At 66.2% G+C, this 23,526-nt stretch carries 22 protein-coding genes; 7 read left to right on the top strand and 15 right to left on the bottom strand.

All coding sequences use genetic code 11. The features are described 5' to 3' along the window. Positions 1–47 precede the first annotated feature (47 nt). The 3 genes from AC1PQG_RS02790 to AC1PQG_RS02780 are packed head-to-tail and all read right to left on the bottom strand — an operon-like array spanning position 48 to position 3,078. Positions 48–1,106, bottom strand: coding sequence for a cation diffusion facilitator family transporter (locus tag AC1PQG_RS02790; protein WP_481121153.1), 1,059 nt, complete (start codon positions 1,104–1,106; stop codon positions 48–50). Next, a complete protein-coding gene (locus tag AC1PQG_RS02785) occupies positions 1,106–2,182 on the bottom strand; it encodes a nitroreductase family protein (RefSeq protein ID WP_481121152.1) in 1,077 nt (358 codons plus the stop codon). The genes AC1PQG_RS02790 and AC1PQG_RS02785 overlap by 1 nt, the downstream gene beginning before the upstream one ends. An 11-nt stretch (positions 2,183–2,193) precedes the next feature. Beyond that, the gene (locus AC1PQG_RS02780; protein WP_481121151.1) at positions 2,194–3,078 is read right to left on the bottom strand and encodes a ThiF family adenylyltransferase; all 885 of its coding nucleotides are present in this window, start codon (positions 3,076–3,078) and stop codon (positions 2,194–2,196) included. A gap of 212 nt (positions 3,079–3,290) precedes the next feature. Between AC1PQG_RS02780 and AC1PQG_RS02775 the strand changes: the two genes are divergently transcribed. The 3 genes from AC1PQG_RS02775 to AC1PQG_RS02765 all read left to right on the top strand — a co-directional run bounded on the left by AC1PQG_RS02775 (position 3,291) and on the right by AC1PQG_RS02765 (position 5,202). After that, the gene (locus tag AC1PQG_RS02775) at positions 3,291–4,058 is read left to right on the top strand and encodes a PEP-CTERM/exosortase system-associated acyltransferase (protein ID WP_481121150.1); all 768 of its coding nucleotides are present in this window, start codon (positions 3,291–3,293) and stop codon (positions 4,056–4,058) included. 115 nt (positions 4,059–4,173) lie between these two features. After that, complete coding sequence (locus tag AC1PQG_RS02770) at positions 4,174–4,683, top strand: flavodoxin (protein WP_481121149.1); 510 nt, start codon at positions 4,174–4,176, stop codon at positions 4,681–4,683. A 75-nt stretch (positions 4,684–4,758) separates the two neighbouring features. After that, positions 4,759–5,202: a hypothetical protein gene (locus AC1PQG_RS02765; protein WP_481121148.1), complete on the top strand. Its 444-nt coding sequence runs from the start codon at positions 4,759–4,761 to the stop codon at positions 5,200–5,202. 42 nt (positions 5,203–5,244) lie between these two features. On the opposite strand, the gene AC1PQG_RS02760 is transcribed toward AC1PQG_RS02765, so the two are convergent. Continuing rightward, a complete protein-coding gene (locus AC1PQG_RS02760) occupies positions 5,245–5,631 on the bottom strand; it encodes a hemerythrin domain-containing protein (protein WP_481121147.1) in 387 nt (128 codons plus the stop codon). Positions 5,632–5,751: 120 nt separating this feature from the next. Here AC1PQG_RS02760 and AC1PQG_RS02755 point away from each other — a divergent pair, with 120 nt between their 5' ends. The 4 genes from AC1PQG_RS02755 to AC1PQG_RS02740 all read left to right on the top strand — a co-directional run bounded on the left by AC1PQG_RS02755 (position 5,752) and on the right by AC1PQG_RS02740 (position 8,041). Continuing rightward, a complete protein-coding gene (locus AC1PQG_RS02755) occupies positions 5,752–6,036 on the top strand; it encodes a nitrogen fixation protein NifZ (RefSeq protein WP_481121146.1) in 285 nt (94 codons plus the stop codon). Positions 6,037–6,050: 14 nt separating this feature from the next. Beyond that, a complete protein-coding gene (locus AC1PQG_RS02750; protein ID WP_481121145.1) occupies positions 6,051–6,434 on the top strand; it encodes a NifB/NifX family molybdenum-iron cluster-binding protein in 384 nt (127 codons plus the stop codon). Positions 6,435–6,518: 84 nt separating this feature from the next. Then, positions 6,519–7,115: a hypothetical protein gene (locus AC1PQG_RS02745; protein ID WP_481121144.1), complete on the top strand. Its 597-nt coding sequence runs from the start codon at positions 6,519–6,521 to the stop codon at positions 7,113–7,115. A gap of 107 nt (positions 7,116–7,222) precedes the next feature. After that, on the top strand, positions 7,223–8,041 hold the full coding sequence (locus AC1PQG_RS02740) for an NADPH-dependent oxidoreductase (protein ID WP_481121143.1): 819 nt from the start codon (positions 7,223–7,225) through the stop codon (positions 8,039–8,041). A gap of 172 nt (positions 8,042–8,213) precedes the next feature. Here AC1PQG_RS02740 and AC1PQG_RS02735 read toward each other — a convergent pair whose 3' ends face one another. The 11 genes from AC1PQG_RS02735 to AC1PQG_RS02685 form a co-directional block, all read right to left on the bottom strand. Beyond that, on the bottom strand, positions 8,214–9,005 hold the full coding sequence (locus AC1PQG_RS02735; protein ID WP_481121142.1) for an ABC transporter ATP-binding protein: 792 nt from the start codon (positions 9,003–9,005) through the stop codon (positions 8,214–8,216). A 20-nt stretch (positions 9,006–9,025) separates the two neighbouring features. After that, complete coding sequence (gene ntrB, locus AC1PQG_RS02730) at positions 9,026–9,964, bottom strand: nitrate ABC transporter permease (RefSeq protein WP_481121141.1); 939 nt, start codon at positions 9,962–9,964, stop codon at positions 9,026–9,028. 87 nt (positions 9,965–10,051) lie between these two features. Further along, positions 10,052–11,308 carry a CmpA/NrtA family ABC transporter substrate-binding protein gene (locus AC1PQG_RS02725; RefSeq protein ID WP_481121140.1) on the bottom strand — a complete coding sequence of 419 codons (1,257 nt, stop codon included), beginning with the start codon at positions 11,306–11,308 and terminating at the stop codon, positions 10,052–10,054. 389 nt (positions 11,309–11,697) lie between these two features. Next, the gene (locus AC1PQG_RS02720) at positions 11,698–12,273 is read right to left on the bottom strand and encodes an ANTAR domain-containing response regulator (RefSeq protein WP_374480049.1); all 576 of its coding nucleotides are present in this window, start codon (positions 12,271–12,273) and stop codon (positions 11,698–11,700) included. A gap of 130 nt (positions 12,274–12,403) precedes the next feature. Further along, positions 12,404–13,966, bottom strand: a complete 1,563-nt coding sequence (locus AC1PQG_RS02715; protein WP_481121139.1) for a SpoIIE family protein phosphatase — start codon at positions 13,964–13,966, stop codon at positions 12,404–12,406. A gap of 67 nt (positions 13,967–14,033) precedes the next feature. Beyond that, a complete protein-coding gene (locus AC1PQG_RS02710; protein ID WP_481121138.1) occupies positions 14,034–14,939 on the bottom strand; it encodes a response regulator in 906 nt (301 codons plus the stop codon). Beyond that, a complete protein-coding gene (locus AC1PQG_RS02705; RefSeq protein WP_481121137.1) occupies positions 14,936–18,346 on the bottom strand; it encodes a PAS domain-containing protein in 3,411 nt (1,136 codons plus the stop codon). The genes AC1PQG_RS02710 and AC1PQG_RS02705 overlap by 4 nt, the downstream gene beginning before the upstream one ends. 62 nt (positions 18,347–18,408) lie before the next feature. Then, positions 18,409–18,633, bottom strand: a complete 225-nt coding sequence (locus tag AC1PQG_RS02700) for a YgaP family membrane protein (RefSeq protein WP_481117352.1) — start codon at positions 18,631–18,633, stop codon at positions 18,409–18,411. Then, a complete protein-coding gene (locus AC1PQG_RS02695) occupies positions 18,630–21,896 on the bottom strand; it encodes an efflux RND transporter permease subunit (RefSeq protein WP_481121136.1) in 3,267 nt (1,088 codons plus the stop codon). The genes AC1PQG_RS02700 and AC1PQG_RS02695 overlap by 4 nt, the downstream gene beginning before the upstream one ends. 2 nt (positions 21,897–21,898) lie before the next feature. Further along, positions 21,899–22,951, bottom strand: coding sequence for an efflux RND transporter periplasmic adaptor subunit (locus AC1PQG_RS02690; protein ID WP_481121135.1), 1,053 nt, complete (start codon positions 22,949–22,951; stop codon positions 21,899–21,901). A 154-nt stretch (positions 22,952–23,105) separates the two neighbouring features. Beyond that, entirely contained in the window at positions 23,106–23,471 is a 366-nt protein-coding gene (locus tag AC1PQG_RS02685; protein WP_481121134.1) for a sirohydrochlorin chelatase, read from the bottom strand. Between the last annotated feature and the right edge of the window lie 55 nt (positions 23,472–23,526).

Here is a 23,526-nt window from a genome sequence, read left to right as displayed (position 1 = left end):
AGCCCGGCCTGCAAGACCGCTCAACCAGCCTGCCGACCTGGATCCCCTCAGCCCAACTTCACCGGTGCGGCGCAACCATCGTCGATGCCTTCGATCTCGATCTGGACGGTCGGGTGCTGGATATGGAATCGCTCGTCCAGTTCGTGGGCGAGGTTCGTGAAGAACGCATCACCCGGATGGCCGCCGGGCATGACCAGGTGGGCGGTCAGGGCGACATCGGAAGTGCCGAGGGCCCAGATGTGCAGGTCGTGGACACCGCTCACGCCAGGCAGGCCACGCAGCCAGGCGTGCACTTCGAGCAGGTCGATGCTGTCCGGCACGCCGTCGAAGACCAGGTGCAGGGACTGGCGGAACAGGCCCCAGGTGCCCAGTACGATGACCACCGCGATGGCCAGGCTGACCAGCGGATCGAGCCATTGCCAGCCGAAGTGCAGGTATAGCGCACCAGCCGCGACCACGCCCAGGGATACCAGCGCGTCGGCCGCCATGTGCAGGAAGGCGCCGCGGATGTTGAGGTCGTCCTTGCTGCCTGACATGAACAGCGCCGCAGTGATGCCATTGATCACCACGCCGATGGCGGCCACCACGATGATCGTCCACCCGCCCACAGCCTCCGGCGCCTGCAGGCGTTGCACGGCCTCAAGCGCCAGCGCACCCATCGCGAACAGCAGCAGCATCGCATTGGCCAGCGCGGCGAGGATGGACGCGCGCTGCCAGCCGTAGGTGCGCTGGTGGGTCGGACGCAGGCGGCCGGCCAATGCGGCGCCCCATGCCAGAATCAGGCCGGCAACGTCGGACAGGTTGTGGCCGGCATCGGCGAGCAGCGCCAGGGAGTCCACGCGCCAGCCGTAGAAGGCCTCGATGACGACGAAGCCGATGTTCAGGCCGATGCCGATCGCGAAGGCCCGGTCATAGGACACCGGGCCATGGTGATGGTGACCATGCCCGTGTCCGTGTCCGTGTCCGTGTCCGTGTCCGTGTCCGTGTCCGTGTCCGTGGACATGGCCGTGATGCGCCGCGTGCGCATGGTCGTGATGGTGGTGATCGTGGCCGCAGGCGTGGTCGTCGTGGTGCTCGTGATCGTGGGCTGGGTGGTCGTTGCTCATCAGGCTTGCAGCATCAGTTCATCCACGCTCTTGCGTACCGAGCGGGACCAGGGGACGGGAGACACGCCGACCCGGCAGAAGAAGGTCAGCGCCTGCTCGCGGCCGAAACCGCCAATGCGCTCGAACTCCTCCGCCAGCGCCGCAGCGCCACGGCCGATTTCGGGCAAGGCGGAAAAGCTGCGGCCAGCGCGGGCATACCAGCGGAAGATAAGCGGCGTCATCTCCGGTTGCAAGTGCAGGCCGACTGACGTGGCGGTCAGCCACAGGCGCTGCATCGCGACACCGCCACGCGCATAGTCCTCGACGCTTACCGGCGGCCGCTCGGGACGGATCAGCACGTGGGACGCGCAGGCCAGCGCCGGGATGTAATCCAGCTGAACCCGCGGGGCAATGGTGCCGCCCAGGTACTTGTTGAAGAACTCGACCCGCCCCCAGCTGGCCATCACCCACTCCATCAGCCGCGCGGTGAGGCTGTCCACACCCACAGCCTGCTCCGGAATGCGGTCCTTGCTGTAGCGGCTGTGCCACTCGATGATTTCCTTATGCACCGGGAAGGCTTCCGGGCAGGTCAGGCGCAGGTAGGCGTTGCGCCACAGCAGGCCAGCCACCTGGCGGCGCGCGGCGAAGGATTCGAAGAACTGCACGCTGTAGCCGGCCCCCGGCGCGCTAGCCAGGGCCTGACGCTGGGCCTCGGTCAGCGGCGTGGTGCGCATCGGGCGGCGCTGCACCACGCGCGTCTCGATGAAAGGCAGCAAGGCGTCCGCCGCCAGCCCGGGCTGCTCCGCCAAGCGAACATCGAACACCGGCGCCGCGTCGCTGGACGCCGGCCGCAAACTCCAGCTCGCCGCCAGCCCTTCCCCGCTGGCGGCAATGCGCAGGGTTTCCAGCAGTGCGCCATGGGCCATGTGGCTGGCGTGGCCGTCGAAGTCGTAGAGGCACCAGTCGCGGGTGTCGTTGCCATGCACGGCGATGTGGTCGTCGCCGAGGATCTCGAAGCGCCACGGCTGGGTGTTGTCGCCGCTGGGCGCCCAGCGGGCCAGGTCGAGGATCTTCAGCAGAATTTCGCGGCGGCTCATGGCCGGTCTCCTCAGGCGCGCGCCGCCTCGCGCATCGCCCGCAGCTGACGGCGGGCGATGGCAAGGCCGATGCGCTGGATCGGATTGTTGTTGCCACCAGGCCGCCAGGTCTTCACGTAGCGGTTGCGGTAGGCATCGAACTGGAAGCCCCACGGCGCGCACAGCACCTCGCCGCGGCCGAGCAGGATCTTCAGGGATTCGGTGGCGGTCACGCCGGCACACAGCTGGCAGGCGGCGATGGTGCTGGGGCCACGGCGGGCAACGAAATCGACCCGCGACGGGTCGGCCAGGTAGGCCCGCTGCAGCATGGCCGGCGACAGGCCGAGCAGGAAGCGCACCGCCATCTCGTCCTCATCACAACCTTCGAGGCGGAAGTACTCCTCAAAGCTCATGCGCCCCGGCAGGAAGCTCAGCACCGCGGTGCCCATGCCCAGCGGCGCCGCCGTCACCGCCGGGATGCCGTACCGGCCACAGGCATTGAAGGTGTCGCGCCGGGCAGTGAAAGCAAAGAAGTCGAGGCCATCCACGTAGAGATCGACGCCGGCCAGGAACTCGTCCAGATTGCCTGCATTGACGCCGCCGCCAAACACACGGATGTCCACGTCCGGGTTGATGTCACGGGCCATCTCGGCCATCACTTCGGCCTTCGGGCGGTCGAGGGTGGACATCATCGCGCCGGCCTGGCGGTTGAAATTGACCAGGTCGAAGGTATCCATGTCGGCCACATGGAAAGCGCCCACGCCCAGGCGGGTCAGGGTCAGCAGGTGTACGCCCCCCACACCGCCCACGCCGGCGATGGCAACCCGCTTGCCGCGCAACGCGGTCTGCTCGGCTTGAGTCACCCAGCCGATGTTGCGGGAGAAGGCTTCGTCGTAGTCAAAAATGCGGCGCGACATGCTGTCTGTATCCTTCGGGCAGTGGAATCTTATGATACGACACTTCCCGGCCGACCCATTCGGCACATCCACGCCCCAAGCCGGGCGACAAAACACGCCATTGGCATAGACACGTACTACAATTGAAGCAGATACCCATTTCCCTTCAAGGAATCAGTATTTGCAGCCGTAAATGGGTATCGCCAGAAATTTAGACTTCAAGGGCTACCGCCATGTCGCTACTCGATCGCTTCAGCCTCGGTGAAGGATTCCGGAAGTACTTCGAGATCGCCACCGCCTTCGACGACGCCGGCCGCAACAATGTGTTCGGCATTCGGCACGAGGTGTATTGCGAGGAACTCGGCTTCGAGCCGGTCCGCCCGGACCGCCGCGAGACGGACGAATACGATCGTCACAGCCTGCACTGCCTGCTGCGCACGTCCACCGAGCCCCACGTGCTGGTGGGCTGTAACCGCCTGGTGATGGCCCGCCCCGAAGAACCGGACTACCCACTGCCTTTCGAGCGCACCTGCGCCGCCACGCTGGACCGGTCCATCATCGATCCCGCCAAGGAGCCCCGCGGAGCCATCGCCGAAGTCTCGCGCCTCGCTGTACGCGCCCACTACCGCCGACGCAAGGGCGAGACCAAGGCCGCCGTGGCGCTCAGCGATGACGATTTCGGTACCAAGGAGCAGCCGCGCTTCCCCTACATCCCCATTGGCCTCTATCTGGGCGTGATCGCCCTCGCCAAGCACGAGGGCATCGAGACCCTGTTCGTCCTCACCGAGCCTCGGCTGGCGGATCATTTCGCCAAGTTGGGCGTCAAGATCACCCAGATCGGCGGCCCGGTCGAACACCGGGGCATCCGCGTGCCGTCGATGATGAACGTGGACAGCATCATCAAGGGCCTGCGCTTCTTCGTGAAACCCATCTGGCGCGTCGTCGCCGAGGAAATCGAGGCCGGCTACAGCACCGGCCAACCGTCCTTCCGGCCGGTCTGACCCCTTCCTCCGTTCCGGGGATTCTCCCAGCGACACCGGGTTCCGGAGCTGGCCCGTCTCTTGCAAAGGACGAGTCAGCACCAACCAAACCCAAACTGTCCTAGGAGAATCCCTCATGAGCAAGATCGGTCTTTTTTACGGTAGCGAGACGGGCAACACCCGCAAGGTGGCCAAGTCCATCGTGAAAAAGCTCGGCGAAGATGTGGTCGAGCTGTTCAACGTGTCCAAGGCCACGGCCGACGATGTTGCCAAGTTCAGCTCCCTCATCCTGGCGACCCCGACCCTCGGCGACGGCGAGCTGGTGGACTCCTGGAAAGAGTTCTTCCCGACCTTCAAGGGCGTTGATCTGTCGGGCAAAACCGTCGCCATCTTCGGCTTCGGCGACCAGGACGCCTACGGCCACGAGTTCTGCGACGCGATGATCCTGCTGTACGACGCCGCCAAGGCCCAGGGCGCCACGATCATCGGCAGCTGGCCCACCGACGACTACGAATTCTCCAAGTCCAAGTCCATCGTGGACGGCGAATTCGTCGGCCTGGCTCTCGACAACGACAACCAGAAGGAACAGACGGAAGAGCGCGTCGACACCTGGCTGGACCAGATCAAGTCGGAACTGCTTGGCTGATGGCCGCGCCCGCCTCTGTCGTAAACACGACAAACAGCGGGCGGGTGTCAGGCATGTCACAGGTCGGGGGCGTCCATGAGTGACGCCCCCGATACCTTTGGCGGCGCCCGCCTGATCTTCGCCCACAAGCACCCCACCAGCGCGCGGCTGCGCTTCGTGCGCTTCGAGCACGGCATGTGCGGCTTCACCCCCTTCCCGGCCGCAGCCAGCCTGTGCCCGGACGAGGAAATTCCCGAATCACCGGTCGTCACGCTGCCGTCGGTCCATCTGGCGGAAGCCGAGCGGCGCCTCGGCCTGCCCTCCGGCGGCCTCAAGATCGAACCGGAATTCCGCCAGTGCGTGGATGTCGGCGATGCCTGCGTCGAGGTCCACTTGGCCATGTTCACCGCCATGGATCCGCCTTTCGAGACGATTGCCGGCGCCGGCGGACGCTTCGTGGCGATTACCGAAGCCCGCGGCTGCGCGCAGATCGAGCTGGAACTGCTGCGCAAGGCCTACGAGGCCGTCCTCGGCGGCTGAATCCCCGCCCACCGGCCCGCCTGCGCGGGCCGGTCTCCATCATCAAACGACGCGAGCCTTCAGGTGCGCCGCCAGCGCCGCATCCATCGTCGCTGCATGCAGATCGAACCAGCCTGGCACCTGCTCGCGGATGTAGGCCTTGGCCATCATCGTCGAGCCCTTTTCGACCCGCTCGCGGAAGCGCCGCAGGTCGCCGAGCACGCGGCGGTGCTCGCCGGCGTGCTCGCCTTCGGCCGGAAAGGCGCTGTCGCGCATCCACGTCTCCTCGTTGGCGAAGTGCGTCTCGGTGTGCGCGCACAGCGCCGCAAAAGCCTCCATGAAGGCCGCGCCAGTGGCCGCCCCGGCCGCATTCACCAGCGCCACGAACTCCCGGTGGGTGTCATCCATTTCCGCCAGGCCAAGCAGGTGGCGCTCGTCGGACCATTCCATCGCATTCTCCACGTAGATGCGCCGCCAGCCGGCGCTCCCGGTGCGTCAGCGAAAAGCGTGCCGGGCGTGGCACCGAACTTGCTGAGCTACCGCATCACCACCTGAAACCGGAGAAGATCCATGGAAGACATCGTCCAATACCAGCTCGGAGACGTGGTGTTCTGCCGCGAAGACCTGTTCAACGACGGCGGCCTGCCCGGCTATGAGGAAGGCGCGCTGATCGCCGCCGCCGGCACCCGCGGCGTGGTGGTCCAGTTCGGCCACGTGGAAGCCATGCCCAGCGAGGAGATCTACCTGGTGCGTTTCGAAGGCGAAGGCCAGGACCTCGGCCTGCCGATCGGCTGCCTGCCCGAGGAGCTGACCCAGGACGAGGCCGAGGCGGCCGAGCTGCGCGCCACCCACTGAGCGGAGCCCTGCCGATGAAGATTGCCATTCCCGTCACCGGCGAGCGCCACGTCGCCGGCCATGCCGGCCAGGCTCGCAACTGGCTGGTCTACGACTGCATCCCGGGCTCGCCGCTGCCCGCTCCGAACGCCATCGTGCTGGCCCGCGAGCAGGTCCTGCACCACTTCGAGGACGACGGTCCGCATCCGCTCGACGGCATCGAGGTGGTCATCGCTGCCAGCGCCGGCGACGGCTTCGTGCGCCACATGGCCAAGCGCGGCGCCGAGGTGCTGCTGACCGGCGAACAACAACCCGACACGGCACTGGCCCGCATCCTGGCCGGCGAAGCGCTGCCCGACCCGCGTTTCGACATCACCACCACCCTCTGCAAGATCCGCGACCTATTCTCTCGGCATTGAACTCCCGCGGGGATGGCGGGTCTGTCACGTGCCTGCAATTCCCGGGCCGTAGCCTGAGACGGCCCACCATCCCAGGAGAATGCCATGTACCTGTCCCCGTCCGACATCCAGCAGACCCGTATCGCCACCCTCGACAACCTGCACGCGGCATCGCGTGCATGGGTCGAGGCCACCGAGAAACTCGCCGACCTCGCCCTGCGCAACGGCCGCCAACTGTTCGAGGAAGGCCGCGGACACCTGGAAGAGCTGGCCTCCCGTAGCGAAATCAAGCTCGACGCACTGCCTGTCGAGCGCCTGTCCGACTGGCGCGCCGACTCGGCCAATCTGGTCCGTGAATACTTCGAGATCATCGGCGATGCGCACCAGTCCATCCTTCAACTGGCCCGCGACCAGGTCGCCGTCTTCGACCAGGCTGTCAATCGCCAGCTCGAACACGCCGCCCGCAGTGCCGACGCCAACGGCGAAGCCGCCATCGGCCACGTGAAGAAGGCTCTGCGCCAGGCCGAAGCCGGCTTCAACGAGCTGGCCGATGCCGCCGCCCGCGGCGCCGATCTGGTGGAAGAGCAGGTCCGCCAGGTGTCGGACGCCCTGAGCAGCGACGAACCGGACGACAGCGAAGCCACCAACGGCGAGACCGCCGTCGCGCCGCGCAGCCGTCGCCGCAGCAACAGCGCGGAATAAGCCCGCCACCGCCGGCGGACCGGGCCGGTCCGTTGGCGGTAAAATCGGGGTTCCCGGCGACGGGGCCAGGCGCCCCACCGCCCGCCTTCACCACAGCCAGGAATCCCATGAGCACCGCATCCCTCTACCAGGCCCGTTACGGCAGCAACGACGTCGCCGTACCGTCCGCCGGTTCCCCGATCATCGATCACCTGCTGGCCCATCGCTCGGTGCGCGCCTACCTGCCCGACCCGGTCAGCGACGACACCCTCGCCGCGATCATCGCCGCCGCCCAATCTGCCGCCAGTTCTTCCAACCTGCATGCATGGAGCGTCGTGGCGGTCCGCGATCCGGCCCGCAAGGCCCGTCTGGCCGAATTCGCCGGCGACCAGGAACACATCCGCCAGGCCCCGCTGCTGCTGGTGTGGCTGGCCGACCTGGCCCGCCTGGAGGCGGTCGCGCAGAAGCTCGGCGAAACGCCGGCCGCGCTGGACTACCTGGAGATGTTCGAAGTGGGCGTCATCGACGCCGCGCTGGCGGCCCAGAACGCCGTCACCGCCGCCGAATCCCTCGGCCTCGGCACCGTGTATATCGGCGCGATGCGCAACCGCCCGGAAGACGTGGCGGCCGAACTGCAGCTGCCGTCGAAGGTCGTCGCGATGTTCGGCCTGTGCGTCGGCACGCCCGACCCGCAGCAGCCTGCCTCGGTCAAGCCGCGCCCGCTGCAGTCCGTGGTGCTGCATCAGGAAACCTATTCCCTGCCCGCCCAGCAGGCCGGCCTGGAGTACTACGACAGCGCGATGAGCGCCTTCTACACCAGCCAGGGCATGAAGGTGCGCGGCACCTGGTCCAACCATTCGACCAAGCGCGTCCGCGACGCAGGCTCCCTATCCGGCCGCGACCGCCTGGTGGAAGCCCTCAACACGCGGGGCTTCGCGCTGAAGTAAGCCTCAGACGGCCGGAGCACTACGCCCTGTTGGGGCGGGTTCACGCGCCGCCAGGCCGTTTGCTCGACGCCCACGGGTGAGTGAATCCGCCACGGGTCGCACAACCCGGCATCGAAAGCAAAGAGGCCCGGGCATATGCCCGGGCCTCTTTGCTTCAGCGTCAGATTGCCGTTCAGGCCGCCTTCTTCATCTGCTTCTGATACAGGAACTCTAGGATCGCCCCACGGCATTCCGCGAAGTGCGGATCGTGGGCCAGTTGCAGGCGGTCCCGCGGCTTGGCCAGCTTCACTTCGAGGATCTCACCGATGGTGGCCGCTGGGCCGTTGGTCATCATCACCACGCGGTCGGACAGCAGCACCGCCTCATCCACGTCATGGGTCACCATCACCACGGTGGCGCCGGTCTTTTCCATCACGCCGATCAGCTCGTCCTGCAGGGACGCGCGGGTCAGCGCATCGAGGGCGCCGAAGGGTTCGTCCATCAGCAGGATCTTGGGCTCCATCGCAAAGGCGCGGGCGATGCCGATGCGCTGCTTCATGCCGCCGGAGATCTCGTGGGGCATCTTCTGCGCCGCGTGGCTCATATGCACCATCTCCAGCGCGGCATTGGTGCGCGCCTTGAGCTTGTCCTTGCCCTCCTTGGCGCCAAAGACGCGCTCGACGGCCAGATGGACGTTCTCGAAGCAGGTCAGCCAGGGCAGCAGAGAGTGGTTCTGGAAGACGACCGCCCGCTCCGGCCCAGGGCCGGCGATCTCGCGGCCGTTGCAGATCATCGCGCCGGAGCTCGGCAGCGTGAGGCCGGCAATCAGGTTGAGCAGCGTGGATTTGCCGCAGCCCGAGTGGCCGATCAGGGACACCACCTCGCCCTGGCGGATCTGCAGATTGACGTTTTGCAGCGCGACGAAACGGCCCTTCTTGGTGTCGAAAGTCATGCCGACGTTTTCGACCTTGACGATTGCGTTCATGTGAGGACTCCTCGGGCCGGTTAGTTGTTGCCGTAGCTGAAGCGGCGGGCGATCAGCAGCAGGCATTGTTCGAGCAGCAGACCGACGATGCCGATCACGAAGATGGCGATGATGATGTGCTCGACCTTGAGGTTGTTCCACTCATCCCACACCCAGAAGCCGATACCGACGCCGCCAGTGAGCATCTCGGCGGCCACGATGACCAGCCAGGCGGTGCCGATGGACAGGCGGATGCCGGTCAGCATGTAGGGCAGCACGGACGGGAAGAGGATCTTGGTGATGATCTTGAACTCGGACAGGTTCAGCACCCGCGCCACGTTCAGGTAATCCTGCGGCACGCGCTGCACGCCCTGGGCGGTGTTGAGGATCATCGGCCAAATGGAGCAGATGAAGATGGTCCAGGTGGAGGCCGGGTCGGCGGCCTTGAAGACCATCAGGCCGATCGGCAGCCAGGCCAGCGGCGAGACCGGGCGAAGGATGCTGATGATCGGCTCGAGCATGCTGTTCATGAAGGCGAAGCGGCCGATGATGAAACCCATCGGGATGCCCACCAGGGCCGCCACGCCGAAGCCGACCGCAACCCGCTTGAGGGACGACAGGATGTTCCAACCGATACCCTGGTCATTCGGCCCGTTCTGGTAGAAGGGATCGGAAAAAAGCGTGATGGCGGCATCGAGGGTCTTTGCCGGGCCGGGAAAGTCGCTCGACTTCATCGCCACCAGGGCCCACAGGCCGATGATGAAGGCGAAGCCGAGCAGCGGCGGGAGCACCGCACGCAGGAAGGCGGAGCAGTGTTCGCCGAAAGAGGTGCGCGGTTCGGCAGCCGGGGCATGGGCAAGGGGCGCGGCAGCCACAGGGGCCTCCTGCTTGGCGGCCATGATGTCGTCCCGCGTTTCGGAAGCAGCTTCGGTGTCCGGCCCGACAGTCACGAGGCCGGAAGTAAGGGTCGCAGTGCTCATCTGGGTCTCCAGAGTTCTGTAGGGGCGAATGGCTTCGCCCGCGGATGTGGATCGGCAGTGCTGGGCGAGGGAACCCGCCCCTACAGGTCAGGCGTGGATCTTGAAGCTGGCGGCGTACTTCTTCGGGTCCTTGCCGTCCCACACCACGCCGTCGATCAGCTTGGAGGTTCGGAAGTCGGACTTCGGCACCGGCACGCCGACGATGCCCGCGGCCTGCTTGTACAGTTCGGTCTTGTTGATCGCCTTGGCGATCGCCAGGTAATCCACGTCCTGCTTGAGCAGCCCCCAGCGGCGGTGCTGGGTGAGGAACCACATGCCATCGGACAGGTAGGGGAAGTTCACCAGGCCGTCGTTGTAGAACTTCATGTAGTTCTTTTCGGACCAGCTCTTGCCGAGACCGTTTTCATACTGGCCGATCATGCGGCTGCGGATCACATCCACGTCGGTATTCACGTAGCTCTTGGCAGCCACGGTCTCAGCGGTCTTGGCGCGGTTGGCGGCGCTGGCATCGATCCACTTGGAGGCTTCGAGGATCGCGCAGATCATCGCGCGGGCGGTGTTGGGGTACTTGGCGGCAAACTCGGCAGTGGCGCCCAGCACCTTTTCCGGATGGTCGGTCCAGATGTCCTGGGTCGTCACCGCGGTGAAGCCGATCTTGTCCACGATCGCACGCTGGTTCCACGGCTCGCCGACGCAGTAGCCATCCATGTTGCCGACGCGCATGTTGGCGACCATCTGCGGGGGCGGCACGACAATGTTCTTGACGTCCTTGAAGGGGTCGATGCCGTGGGCCGCCAGCCAGTAGTACAGCCACATGGCGTGGGTGCCGGTCGGGAAGGTCTGGGCGAAGGTGTATTCCTTGTCCTTCTTGGCGACGACCTTGGCCAGCGAGGCACCATCCACCGCGCCTTTTTCCTTCAGCGCGTTGGACAGGGTGATCGCCTGGCCATTGTTGTTGAGGGTCATCAGCACCGCCATGTCCTTCTTCGGGCCGCCGATACCCAGGTGCAGGCCATACACCAGGCCGTACAGCACGTGGGCGGCGTGCAACTCGCCGTTGGCCAGCTTGTCACGCACGCCGGCCCAGGAGGCTTCCTTGCTCGGCGTGATCTTGATGCCGTACTTCTTGTCGAAGCCCATCACGGAGGCCATCACCACCGAGGAACAATCAGTCAGCGGGATGAACCCGATCTTCACTTCTTCCAGTTCCGGCTTGTCGGAACCCGCGGCCCAAGCACCGCTCGTCGGGAGCATCGTCCCCATCGCTGCCATACCTCCCATAGTCGCGCCGGCCTTCAGAAAGCCACGGCGGGAAAGAACCTTGTCGTCGAATTGCGCGCTCATCACATGCCCCTGATCCGCTTACCCAAAAAAAAGAGGCGTCACATCTCCCCGCGCGATTCGCGCTGGGGGGATGGACGCCTTTGTCCAAGTCTGATCGCCTGATCAAGCCGGGCCGCCGTTGGTCCGACTTCTGCCTGGATTTAGCGAGGACCGTGCCAGCAACAACAAAACATTGAATAAAAAAGAAAAGCCTAAAACGGGCACAAAACTACCCCCTAAGAGGTATCAATAACACACCCTACGAATGCACTCCCGCAGTGCAGCAATCGCTCTACCGGCACCATTCCGGCCCATTTCGAAAAAAACCGGGAAATCCACAAGAAAAAAGGCGGTAGCGCCTTCGCGCCACCGCCCCATCTATATCCACGCCCTGTCGGCCCCTACTCCATTCAGAGTAGGAGGTTGGCCATATCGATCACATCCTGGGCCACGTCGGCCACCTTGCGGCCGCGCTCCATCGCCAGCTTGCGCAGCGCGTGATAGGCCGCATCCTCGTCGAGGCCGCGGGCCTTCATCAGCACGCCCTTGGCCTTGTCCACGACGATGCGCTCACTCAGCTTGCGAGTCGCGTCATCCCGTTCGGCACGCAGATGCTGGAAGGCCTCGAACTGGGCAATGGCCACCTCGACCAGCGAGTCGAGCCTCTCGGACGACACCGAATCGACGACATACGAGGACACGCCGGCCTTCACGGCCCGGCGGATCGCCGCCGAATCGGAGTCCTGCGAGAACAGCAGCACCGGGCGCGGACAATCCCGGTTCATGATGGCCAGGTGTTCGAGGGTATCGCGGCTGGGAGAATCGGCCTGGATGAAGATCACATCCGGCTTGGTGGCCAGGACCTGCTCGGACAGATCGAAGGCATTCGACAGCACCGCCGCCACCTGATGGCCAGCCAGCGCTACCGCGGCACAGACGTCCGCGGCACGCTCACGGGAGGAGTCGACAACAAGCACTCGAAGCATGAGAAAACACCCTGGAAAGACATGGCACTTTAAAGCATGAAGTGCGCCAGAGATACATCAACCTGTTCCCCTTATGAGGGTAACAAGCGGAGGCAAGTTCATTCGCCCCCACTGCACGGGTAGATCGTCATCACGAGGCCCGGGCCGCCCCTTCGCCATCGACCAGACAGTCGAGGATCAGCACCGACACATCGTCAGCCGCCGACTGGCGGCCCAGGTGGCGGGTCAGCGCCTCGCGCAGGCCGGCCACCCGCGATGCCGGCGGCGTTGCACGCAGGGTCTGTTCCAGGCCGGCATCGCCGAAGGACTGGCCCTGGCGGTTCTCGGCCTCGGTCAGGCCATCCGAGCAGAGCACGATCTGCGACGCAGCATTCCAACCGAAGACCTCACAGGCAATTCCGGCCTCGGCAGACGGCAGGATGCCGAGAGGCAGCTGCCGGGAAACAAAGCGCTGCAGCACCGCACCACGCTCATCGATCAGCAGCACGTCGGGCACGCCGCCGACCCAGATCTGCCCCTGCGGAGCAGCGGCCTCCAGGCGCACCAGTGCCGACGCGACGAAGCGTCCGGCCGGCAGCAGGCCACACAGTAGATCATTGAGCTCGGTCACCAGACTCGTCAGCGGTGCGTTGCGCGCGGCGCCTCGGTAGAACGCGCCCAGTGCCGGCAGCACGCTCACCGCGGCGGCCAGCCCGTGGCCGGTGGCATCAGCCAGCATCGCGTACAGGGCGCCGTCCGGCGCGCGCGCCACGGCCACCACGTCTCCGGAGAAATTGCGCGCCGGCAGCACCGCATACTGCACCGCGCGGTCGTGCAGCCAGTCGCTGCGGATCTGGCGCTCCATGATGTTCATCGCCAGCTCCTGCTCGCGCTCCGACTCGTCGTGGTAGCGCTGCAAACGGGCCGCGTCGTCGACCAGCTGGCGCTGGATGCGGCGCGCCTCGGAGACGTCGCGGACGACACCGATGAACATGCGCCGGTTGGGCAACTGAAGATCGGACATGCCGACCTCCATCGGGAAGGTCGCGCCGCTCTTGCGGCGCCCCAGCATCTCGCGGATCTGACCGCCAGCCTTCATCTGCCCGGACGACAACAGCCTGGGGATGGACAGCTCGGTACCGAAATCGCCATCCGACATCAGCATCCCGAGGGGCTGCCCGATCATCTCCGACGATGAATAGCCGAAGATCTGGCTAGCCGCCCGGTTCACCGACAGGATGCGGCCATTCTCATCGGCCGAGATGATGCCGTCGATGACCCCGTTGGCCACCGCCCGGACCTGCTCCAGGGAACTCGCCAGTCGCCGCTGCATGTCGAGCAGGCGGCGCAGGGCCTTGAAACGCGCGGCGAAAACAGGGAAGGACAGAGGTTTGGCAAGGTAATCGTCGGCACCGATGTCCAACCCATGAACGATGTCTCCCTCACCACTGAGGGCCGACAGGATGATCACCGGTACCCAGCGGTCGCCGGCAATGCTGCGGATCTGGCGGATCGCCTCGAAGCCGTCCATCCGCGGCATCATCAGGTCCATCAACACCACGTCCGGCGATTCGCGTCGGAACAGCTCGACGGCTTCGACACCATCCTCCGCATAGATGGGAACGCAATTCAGGTGGGCCAGGAAAGTGCCTACGATGCTCCGGTTCGACGCAATGTCATCCGCAACCAGCACGCGCAACGGTTTTTCTGCCATTACAGAGTCTCTGCAGTTGGCGGGCGCGCCCTTCGGCGGCGCACCCGCAATATCCATCCAGTACGTATCAGACCAGGCCCTGGACTTTGGGAACCGTGACCACCACCTGGTTGCCCGGCGGCAGGTAAGTCAGGCTCGCAAAGGCCAGCTGGCGGGACAGCGCGATGCCACGCCCGTTGGGGGCAAAGGCACGCTCCGGATCGAAATCGAGGAACTGGCGCCAATCGAAGCCTTCGCCATCGTCGCGGATCTCGAACACCCAGCGGCTGTCGTCGCTGCGCACGCGCAAGCGCACGACCTTGTCCCGGTTTTCCGGCAGCGCGAGCCGCCGGGTGATCTCCTCTTCCCAGCTGTCGCTCTCGCGCAGGCGGCTCTTCTCGGAGAATTCGATTCCCAGGTTTCCGTGCTCGACGCCGTTCACCAAAAGTTCGGACAAGCCCATCGCCAGCATGTCCGGTTGTGGCCCCAGCAAGGCGATGAAGGAGGCCAGTACCCGCGCCTCTTCGAGGGTTCGGATGCGGAATTCGCCCTCCTTGATGCAGCGGAAGGCCTGCGCCTGCTCAGCCAGACTGGCCGTCAGCTCGCGACGCACGCGCATGTCGTCAAGGGCGGAGCGGATGATGGTCTGCAGCGCTTCGCCCTCGAAAGGCTTGGTGAGGTAGTAGAAGGCCCCGGCCGCCAACCCTTCGCGGACCTGTTCGGGTGAGGTCGCGGCGGTCTGCATGATCACCGGGATCGAACGCAGGCGTTCGTCGCTCTTGATCCGGCGCAGCACGCTGATGCCGTCCATGCCCGGCATCATGCGGTCGAGCAGGACCAAGTCAAAGCGAGAGTCCGGCTGACTCAAGGCTTGCCAGGCCGCCTCGCCGGAATCCACCATCACCAGTTCGAAGCCCATTTCATCCAGGTATTCACCGACGATATCCAGATTGAAAGGCTCGTCGTCTACGACCAATATTCTTGCCTTGTTCATGTTTCTCCTTCTTTGGCCTCTGCCAACGTCGGCCTGTCCTGTTCGGCCAACGGCAATGCGACGATGAATTCTGCACCGCCGGCCGAATTATTGCGCGCACGGATGAATCCGCCATGAGCGGCGATGATCTCCTGGCAGATCGCCAGCCCCAGCCCCGTTCCCCCGGCGCCGGTACGGGTCCGGCTGCTCTGCACGAACTTGTCGAAGACCGCGCCGAGCTCCCCCACCGGAATGCCCACCCCTTCGTCGGACACGCAGAACACCAGCGCAGAGCCGTCTTGCGCAACCGGCGTGGCAGCGCCATCGGACAGCCGACCGACATGCAGGGACAGCAGGATGCCCTTGCCCTCCGGCGTGAACTTGGCGGCATTCGACAGCAGATTCATCACCACCTGCCCCAAGCGCGCCGCGTCCCCGTTGATACGCGGCAACTCGGCGTCCTGCTCGACACGCACCTGCAGTGCGCGGGCCTGGAAGAGCGCCTCGAACTCCCTCAAGCCGTCCTGCAACACCCTGGACATGTCGACCGCTTGCAGATTCAACACCATCTGCCCAGCCTCCAGCTTGGACAGGTCGAGCAGGTCGTTGAGCAACAGCAGCAAGCGCTCGCCGCTGACCCGGATGCGATGGAAATAGCCGCGCAGCTTCTCGTGACCAGCCTGGGTGATGCGGCTTTCACCGAGGCGGGCGTAACTGAGCACGCCGTGCATCGGCGTGCGCAACTCATGGGACATATTGGCCAGGAAAATCGACTTGGCCTCGTTGGCTGCCTCGGCAGCCTCCTTGGCGGCCTGCAGATCCCGCGTGCGCGCCTCCACCAACGTGGCCAGGTCGAGGTTGTGGTCGAGGATCTGCGCCTCGCGGGCCTTCACTTCGTCGATGTCGGTCTGCGTGCCGATCATGCGCAACGCCCGGCCGTTGTCGTTGCGCTCCACTACCAGGCCGCGCGCCATCACCCATTTGTATTTGCCGTTCCTGCAGAGCAGCCGCGCCTGGTGCGTGAAATAGGGCGTATCCCCGCGCAGATGCGCATCGCGGGCCGCCAGCAGCCCCGACAGGTCGTCGGGATGGACCCGCCACGCCCACTCCTTGCCGCTCTCCTCGGCCTCCTCCGCCCCATAGCCGAGCATGCTCAGCCAGCGCGGGGAGCGGAAGACCTTGCCGCTCGCGATATTCCAGTCCCACACCCCGTCGCCGGCGCCGTCCAGCGCAAACTGCCAGCGGGCCTCGCTTTCGCGCAGGGCCAGTTCGGTCTCCTTGAGATCGGTAACGTCGCGAATCACCGCCAGTGCCCCGCCGGTGCGCACGGCCCGGAAGCGCGCTTCGAAATGGCGTTGGCGGCCCCCACGGGCGGACGTGTACTCGACACGCTGCAACAGCCCGCTGAGCGACGCGGCCTGGGCCGCCTCGGCGAAGCGGCGTGCCATGTCCGGCGACAGGGATTCGTCCAGGCGCTTGCCGAGAAAAGCCTCCGGCGGCATCGACAGGGTTTCCCGGCTGTCCGCGTGGTAGCGCACGATGCGCATCTCGCCATTGAGCTGGAACAGCATGTCGGGCATCGCGGCGATCAGCGATTCGTTGGTCGCATGGGCCTCCTGGATGGCTTGCTGCTCGGCCTTGCGGGCCGTCACGTCCTCGACGATCAGCCAGCGCTGACCGTCACTGCCGCCGACCACCGTGGTCGTCACCAGCACCGGTACGCGTCGCCCGTCCTTGCGTACGAACTCGGTCTCGCGGGCGCTGGCGATGACCGTCGGCGCTCCAGCCGGGCCGCCATCGGCCTTCGCTCCAGGCTCCAGTTCGCAGCCGGCGCGCAGTTCGTCCTCCGAATACCCGGTAATGCGGCAAAAAGCCGGATTGGCCTGCTGGTAAAGCCCCTCGGCGTCGATCAGGGCCATACCGAGGGACGCGTGCTGGTACAACGCATCGAGACGGGCATGGGAATCCACTACGGCCTGGCGGGCACGCCGCAGGGCCGTGACATCGGACGCGGCACCGGCAGTCCGCATGGGCTTCCCAGCGACATCGAACTCGGCCTTGCCGGCCAGATGGAACCAGCCGATGCTGCCGTCGACGCGGGCAATCGGCACCACGCAGTCGAGGGCACGCGTATCACGGATCAAGCCCCGGAACGCGGCGATGAAATCGCGCCGCCCCGACACCGACATGGAACGCAGGATGCCGCGTCCGCTGCGCGGCAAGCCGCCCTCCGGGTAGCCCAGCAGGCGGTCGCAACGTGGCGACAGGAAGATCTCGCGGCGGTCGGCCTGCCACTCCCAGATTCCTTCGTCCGTCGCCGAGACGGCCAGCTCGAAGCGCTTCTCACTGGCGCACAGTTCCCGGGTCATGTCGGCAGCCAGACTCTCGGCCCGCTTCTGTTGCCCGGCCAGGCTGGCCACCACAAGGGCCAGCAACACACTGGCCACACTGCCTCCCAAGGCGGCCAGCGTGGATGTCGCCCATTGGCTCGTTGCTGGCGGTGCCAGAATCGACAGGCGCCAGTCGCGCTCGCCGAAGCGCACTTCCCGCACCACCACCGGCGACACCTGCATGGTAGCCACGTCCGAGTAGACGCGTCGAGGTATCGCGTCGGTGACGTCATCCACCACCAGATCGTAGCCAGCGATCGCCGCCACACGCAGCGTGTCGAACATCGGCCTCACCGCAATAGCGAGCACCACAAGTCCATCGGCAACATCCCCGTCGCTGGCGCCGAGTTCGTCGACCGGTCTCGCCGCCCGGTACAGCACGACGCCGGGCACCCTTTCGGCAGAATCCATTCCCGTCAGCTCGGCGAGAGCGCTCATCGCCATCTCGCCGGACTTCAGCGCGGCGTCCATCGCCCACCGACGTACCGGGTCGGCGTAGCCATCCAGACCGATCACGCTATCTGCGCGATCGCTGAGCGGCCATAGATATACCAGCGGAAAACTCAGGCGCTGGACCCGCGGATCGGGCCGCGGCAGCACGCGGGTCGGCTTACCGTAGCTGGCCGACAGCAAGGCCTCGATGGCCGGGATGCGGAGCGCTTCGACGCGCCGTGCAAAGCCGATGCCCAGCACCTCGGGCAGCGCCTCGGTCGGCTTCAGGCCGGCCACGTAGGTCTCGAATTCACGCCGCTCGACGAGGTTCTGGGCGGAGAACATCCCGGTGACCCCGCGCAGGATGAAATCGACCTTGCCGAAACGCTCCTTCAGCTGGTGCTCCAGCCGATCGGCCGCCGCTTCGTGGCGGGCCTGCTCAAACTCCGCATCCTGGTTACGCAGGTAGGACCAGCCCCAGCCGGTAAGCAGCAGCCCAAGCCCGAGGACCAGGCCGAACCAGCGCCGCTCCATACCCGGCAGGCTGCACAGGTGGCGAAGGACGGCCCGGATGCGGCTCGACGGGGTTGCGGGTATCGGACTCATGACCCGCAGGTGTACGGCCTGCGGCCCCAAAGCTTGAGGCGCCGCCACGCCTCGCCACAATCTCAGCGGCAGCCGACCTCATCCTTGACGCCGAACTTGCGCAGGATGTTCTCCAGCGGGCAGAAGCGCGTGAAGCCGCTCTGCAACAGATTGGCGCCGACGAAGGCGGTGAACCACAGGAAGTTGTGGCTGACGAAGAAGGGACTGCCCTCTACGCCGAGACCGAGGGAGACGAGTACGAAGGTGCCGGCAAAAACGCGCACCCACTGGTTGATGTTCAGCTTCATGAGGGCTCTCCGCCGTGCGCGCCGCGCCCGTGGGTGGCGGCAAAGTACAGGACCGGGATGACGATCAGGGTCAGCAGCGTGGACACCAGCACGCCGAAGATCAGGCTGATCGCCAGCCCGTTGAAGATCGGGTCGTCGAGGATGAACAGCGCGCCGATCATCGCAGCCAGGCCAGTCAGGCCGATCGGCTTGGCACGCACCGCCGCCGCATGGATGGTGGCCTCCGCCATCGGCACGCCGGCCGCCACCTGCTGGTCGATGAAATCCACCAGCAGGATCGAGTTGCGCACGATGATGCCGGCCAGCGCGATCATCCCGATCATGCTGGTAGCGGTGAATTGGCTGTGCAGCAGCGCATGCCCCGGCATCACGCCGATGAGGGTCAGCGGGATCGGCGCCATGATGATCAGCGGCACCAGGTAGCTGCGGAACTGGGCCACCACCAGCACGTAGATCAGCACCAGGCCTACCGCGTAGGCAGCGCCCATGTCGCGGAAAGTCTCGTAGGTGATCTGCCACTCGCCATCCCACTTGATCGCGTAGGCCGCGTAGGGGTCGTCCGGCTGGTGGATGAACCACTCGCCCAGGGTGCCGGCCAGGCGCTCACCGACCAACGGCAGGTCCTTCACACGGCTACGGATGTCGAACATGCCGTACAGCGGCGAATCCAGCTTGCCACCCATGTCCCCGGTCACATAGACCACCGGCAGCAGGTCCTTGTGGTAGATCACCTGCTCCCGCCGCGTCGGCTCCACCTGGACCAGCTCCGACACCGGCACCAACGCGCCGCCGGCCTCCGCTGCGCGGGCTCGGACACGCATCTGCAGGATCTGCTCGATGCCCGCCAGGTCTTCCGAAGGCAGCGTCAGGCGCACCGGGATTTCGTACTTGTTGTCGCCGCCATGCACCGGCGTGACGTTCTCGCCGCCGAGGCCCAGCCGAACCACTTCGACGATGTCGGCCTGCGCCACGCCGAGCTGGGCCGCCTTGGCCTGGTTGACGCGCAGCACCAGCTTGGGCGCAGCCTCGTCCACCGTGTCATCCACGCCGACGATGTCCGCGCTGGCCTCGAAAGCCGCGCGCAGCTTGCCGGCCACTGCGACCTGCCCGGCGTAATCGGGGCCGTACACCTCGGCGACGATCGGCGACAGCACCGGCGGCCCCGGCGGCACCTCCACTACCTTGGCATTGCCGCCGTGCTTTTTGGCGATGGCAGCCACCGCGTCGCGCACGCTCACCGCGATCTCGTGGCTCTGCCGGCTGCGGTGATGCTTGTCCACCAGGTTCACCTGGATGTCACCCATCTCGGGCTGGGCACGCAGGTAATACTGGCGGACCAGGCCGTTGAAGTTGATCGGCGACGCGGTACCCGCGTAAGCCTGGAAGTCGGTGACCTCATCGACCTTGGCCAGCTCGGCACCGATTTCTCGCAACACCTCGGCAGTGGCCTCGACCGGCGTGCCGACCGGCATGTCGAGGACCACCTGGAACTCGCTCTTGTTGTCGAAGGGCAGCATCTTCAGCACCACCAACTGCACCACCGCCAGCGACACCGACAGGGCGATCGCCAGCACCACGCCAAACCACAGCTTGGCACGTGCGCGGCCGCCACGGACGGGATCGAGCAGCGGCGTCATCAGGCGGCGGAACAGGGCTTCGAGGCGGCGGGTGAGGCGGTCGGGGCCGTGGTCCGGCGGCGTTTGCGCATCTACTGGAACGTGCCCTCCCTTCATCAGCTTGCCGGCCAGCCAGGGGGTCACCACGAAGGCCACTGCCAGCGAGATGAACATGCCCATCGACGCATTGATCGGGATCGGGCTCATGTAGGGGCCCATCAGACCGCTGACGAAGGCCATCGGCAACAGCGCCGCGATCACCGTGAACGTGGCCAGGATGGTCGGCCCGCCGACCTCGTCCACCGCCTTCGGAATCAGCTGCCACAAGGGCTTGCCCGGCTCCAGGGCGTGCCAACGGTGGATGTTCTCGACGACCACGATGGCGTCGTCCACCAGGATGCCAATGGAGAAGATCAGCGCGAACAGGCTGACCCGGTTGAGGGTGAAGCCCCAGGCCCAGGACGCGAACAGCGTCGCCGCCAGGGTCAGGGTTACCGCCGCACCGACGATCACCGCCTCGCGCTTGCCGAGCGCAAAGAACACCAGCAGCACCACCGCCGAGGTCGCGAAGACCAGCTTGCCGATCAGCTTGTCCGCCTTCTCGGTGGCCGTTGCGCCGTAGTTGCGGGTGATCGTCACCTCGACGCCGTCCGGCACGATGCTGCCCTTCAGGGCCTCGATGCGGCGGATCACGCCGTCGGCCACGTCGGCAGCGTTTTCGCCCGGCTTCTTGGAGATGGACAGGGTCACCGCCGGGAAGCGCTCGCCGGCCGCCGCGCCGGCCTCCGGCGCGCCCTTGCCGAGGCCGTGCCACACATAGCGGGACGGCTGGTCCGCCCCGTCGAGCACCGTCGCCACGTCGGCCACATGCACCGGCTTGCCGCCGGACACACCGACCACCAGGCGCCGCACGTCGGCGGCGCTCTCCACATAGGTGCCGGTCTGCACCAGCACCTCCTGGTTGGCACGGGTCAGCACGCCGCTCGGCTGGGACGCATTGGCGAGCAGCAGCGCGCCCTTCAGGTCCTGCGGCGTGATGCCGAAGGCGTTCATTCTCCCCACATCGAGCAGCACGCGCAGCACGTGACCGGGGCCACCGATGGTGCTGACGTCGCGGGTACCCTTGACGCGCTTGAGTTCGACCTCCACGGCCTGCGCCACCTGCTGCAGGTCGAAGGCCGAGCGGGCCTCGTCCCGCGTCCACAGCGTAAGGGCGACGATGGGCACGTCGTCGATGCCCTTCGGCTTGATGAGCGGCTCGGCCACGCCGAGCTCGGGAGAAATCCAGTCCCGGTGGCTGTGGATGGTGTCGTACAGGCGCACGATGGCGTCCTGATTCTTCACGCCGACCTTGAACTGCACGGTGATCACCGCCATGCCCGGGCGCGACACCGAGAACACGTGATCCATACCGGCGATGCGCGACAACACCTGCTCCGCTGGCCGTGCGACGAGAGCCTCCACGTCCTTCGCCGAGGCGCCGGGAAAGGCCACCATCACGTCGGCCATCGTCACGTCGATCTGTGGCTCTTCCTCCTTCGGCGTGATCAGCGCGGCGAACACGCCGAGCAACATCAGTACCAGAGCGAGCAGGGGCGTGAGGGCGTTACGCTGGAACAGCGCCGCGAGACGTCCGGCGATACCCATGGTTAGCGCGCCTTCCGGGCCAGGCCGGCACGCACCGGGTCGAGGGCCACGCTCTCGCCGCCGGCCAGGCCGGCCAGCACCTCGACGCTGCCGTCGTCCAGTGCATTGCCGAGGCGCAGCTGGCGCAGACTGAAGCCACCCTTGCCGTCCGCCACGTAGATGCCAGTCAGCTCGCCGCGACGCAGCACCGCCGCCGCCGGCACCGCCAGGCGCGGTGCCTCGCCGACCGCGAAATGCACACGCGCCGCCATACCCGGCACCACGCCCGTGACATCCGTAGGCAGGTTCACCCGCACGCGGGCCGTGTGGGTCCGCGGATCGGCCGCCGGCAGTACGACGACGGACGCCGCATCGAGCCAGCGCCCGGACTCGGGAAACTCGACCCGTGCCTTCATGCCGGCCTTGGCCAAATCAGCCAGCCGGGCCTGGGGCACGTCGGCTACCGCACGCAAGCCACCCGGCTCATAGACGATCAACAGCGGACGCCCCGGCTGGGCCATTTCACCCGCCTCCGTGAGGCGCTGGGCGACGACACCGTTGAGCGGCGAGGTGACGGTGGCGAAGCCGCGGGAGGCGTCGGCCTGCGCCCGCCCGGCCTCGGCCGCTTTCTGCTGGGCCAGCGCCGCGTCATACGCGGCCTGAGCCTGGTCGAGGGCGGCGGCGCTGACGAAATTGCGCGCCCTCAGGCTGCGGGCCCGCTCAAGGCCCAGGCGGGCGTCGCCGAGCCGGGCCTGGGCCGCCGCGACGTTCGCCGCGGCGCCGGCCACCGCCTGGTCGGCCTCGCGGGTGTCGATGCGCATCAGCACCTCACCCTGGCGCACCCGTGCGCCGGCATCCACCTTGGCCTCCAGCACGCGGCCCTGAACCTGGGATGCCACGGTGGCCTGGCGGACCGCCTCGATGACGGCTTCGCTGACGTAGGTGCCGGCACGGGCCAGCGCACGGACCTGGACGGTGGGAACGGCGTCCGCGCCGTCGGCCGCGAACAGCGGCCCATGGGCGAACACGAGGCCGGCCAACAGGCCGGCACGCAGGGCAGGGAGGTATCGGAACATAAATATTAGAATAATCTAATATTTAAATGCGTCAAGACCCTCGCTGGCTTCTATGGAGGTAAATTCACGGATTGTCTATAGACCAACCAGAATCCACGGGTTAGCGAGTAAATAATTAACCCGCCCCGACCAACCTGCACCGCTCGCCAGTGCTTCAGGCTCCAGCCGAATACGCCGCCATCGCATGCACGACGCCGTCGTCCTCGCCGACCGCCGCCACCAGCTCGATGCGGCAATCCGGATGGCGCGCCCGGGCCGCCTCCACCAGCACCGGCACATCGCGCTTGAGGTGGCCGCCCTGGGCCAGGAACAGCGGAACGATGCGCAGACTGCGCGCACCGGCGGCGACCGCCGCCTCCACCGCATCGGCCAGCGTCGGCTCCATCAATTCGAGAAAGGCGACCGTCACCTGCGCGTCCGGCCTCAAGCGCTGCACCTCCGCCGCCACCCGGCGTGCCGGCTCAGCCCATTGCGGATCCCGCGCCCCATGGGCGAACAACACGATCGCTTCCTGCGTCATCTTCTGCTCCTGCCTGTCTGCGTCAAAACTGATGTGACCATACTCGATGTTAATC

Source organism: Zoogloea sp. GDB6, assembly GCF_056724105.1.
Note: the sequence above shows the minus strand (reverse complement) of the source record. Positions and strands in the feature narration are given on the sequence as shown.

Excerpts from the sequence above, each read along its gene's own strand:
- AC1PQG_RS02790 (WP_481121153.1), bottom strand. The coding sequence starts at position 1,106 with ATGAGCAACGACCACCCAGCCCACGATCACGAGCACCACGACGACCAC.
- AC1PQG_RS02785 (WP_481121152.1), bottom strand. The coding sequence starts at position 2,182 with ATGAGCCGCCGCGAAATTCTGCTGAAGATCCTCGACCTGGCCCGCTGG.
- AC1PQG_RS02780 (WP_481121151.1), bottom strand. The coding sequence starts at position 3,078 with ATGTCGCGCCGCATTTTTGACTACGACGAAGCCTTCTCCCGCAACATC.
- AC1PQG_RS02775 (WP_481121150.1), top strand. The coding sequence starts at position 3,291 with ATGTCGCTACTCGATCGCTTCAGCCTCGGTGAAGGATTCCGGAAGTAC.
- AC1PQG_RS02770 (WP_481121149.1), top strand. The coding sequence starts at position 4,174 with ATGAGCAAGATCGGTCTTTTTTACGGTAGCGAGACGGGCAACACCCGC.
- AC1PQG_RS02765 (WP_481121148.1), top strand. The coding sequence starts at position 4,759 with ATGAGTGACGCCCCCGATACCTTTGGCGGCGCCCGCCTGATCTTCGCC.
- AC1PQG_RS02760 (WP_481121147.1), bottom strand. The coding sequence starts at position 5,631 with ATGGAATGGTCCGACGAGCGCCACCTGCTTGGCCTGGCGGAAATGGAT.
- AC1PQG_RS02755 (WP_481121146.1), top strand. The coding sequence starts at position 5,752 with ATGGAAGACATCGTCCAATACCAGCTCGGAGACGTGGTGTTCTGCCGC.
- AC1PQG_RS02750 (WP_481121145.1), top strand. The coding sequence starts at position 6,051 with ATGAAGATTGCCATTCCCGTCACCGGCGAGCGCCACGTCGCCGGCCAT.
- AC1PQG_RS02745 (WP_481121144.1), top strand. The coding sequence starts at position 6,519 with ATGTACCTGTCCCCGTCCGACATCCAGCAGACCCGTATCGCCACCCTC.
- AC1PQG_RS02740 (WP_481121143.1), top strand. The coding sequence starts at position 7,223 with ATGAGCACCGCATCCCTCTACCAGGCCCGTTACGGCAGCAACGACGTC.
- AC1PQG_RS02735 (WP_481121142.1), bottom strand. The coding sequence starts at position 9,005 with ATGAACGCAATCGTCAAGGTCGAAAACGTCGGCATGACTTTCGACACC.
- ntrB (WP_481121141.1), bottom strand. The coding sequence starts at position 9,964 with ATGAGCACTGCGACCCTTACTTCCGGCCTCGTGACTGTCGGGCCGGAC.
- AC1PQG_RS02725 (WP_481121140.1), bottom strand. The coding sequence starts at position 11,308 with ATGAGCGCGCAATTCGACGACAAGGTTCTTTCCCGCCGTGGCTTTCTG.
- AC1PQG_RS02720 (WP_374480049.1), bottom strand. The coding sequence starts at position 12,273 with ATGCTTCGAGTGCTTGTTGTCGACTCCTCCCGTGAGCGTGCCGCGGAC.
- AC1PQG_RS02715 (WP_481121139.1), bottom strand. The coding sequence starts at position 13,966 with ATGGCAGAAAAACCGTTGCGCGTGCTGGTTGCGGATGACATTGCGTCG.
- AC1PQG_RS02710 (WP_481121138.1), bottom strand. The coding sequence starts at position 14,939 with ATGAACAAGGCAAGAATATTGGTCGTAGACGACGAGCCTTTCAATCTG.
- AC1PQG_RS02705 (WP_481121137.1), bottom strand. The coding sequence starts at position 18,346 with ATGAGTCCGATACCCGCAACCCCGTCGAGCCGCATCCGGGCCGTCCTT.
- AC1PQG_RS02700 (WP_481117352.1), bottom strand. The coding sequence starts at position 18,633 with ATGAAGCTGAACATCAACCAGTGGGTGCGCGTTTTTGCCGGCACCTTC.
- AC1PQG_RS02695 (WP_481121136.1), bottom strand. The coding sequence starts at position 21,896 with ATGGGTATCGCCGGACGTCTCGCGGCGCTGTTCCAGCGTAACGCCCTC.
- AC1PQG_RS02690 (WP_481121135.1), bottom strand. The coding sequence starts at position 22,951 with ATGTTCCGATACCTCCCTGCCCTGCGTGCCGGCCTGTTGGCCGGCCTC.
- AC1PQG_RS02685 (WP_481121134.1), bottom strand. The coding sequence starts at position 23,471 with ATGACGCAGGAAGCGATCGTGTTGTTCGCCCATGGGGCGCGGGATCCG.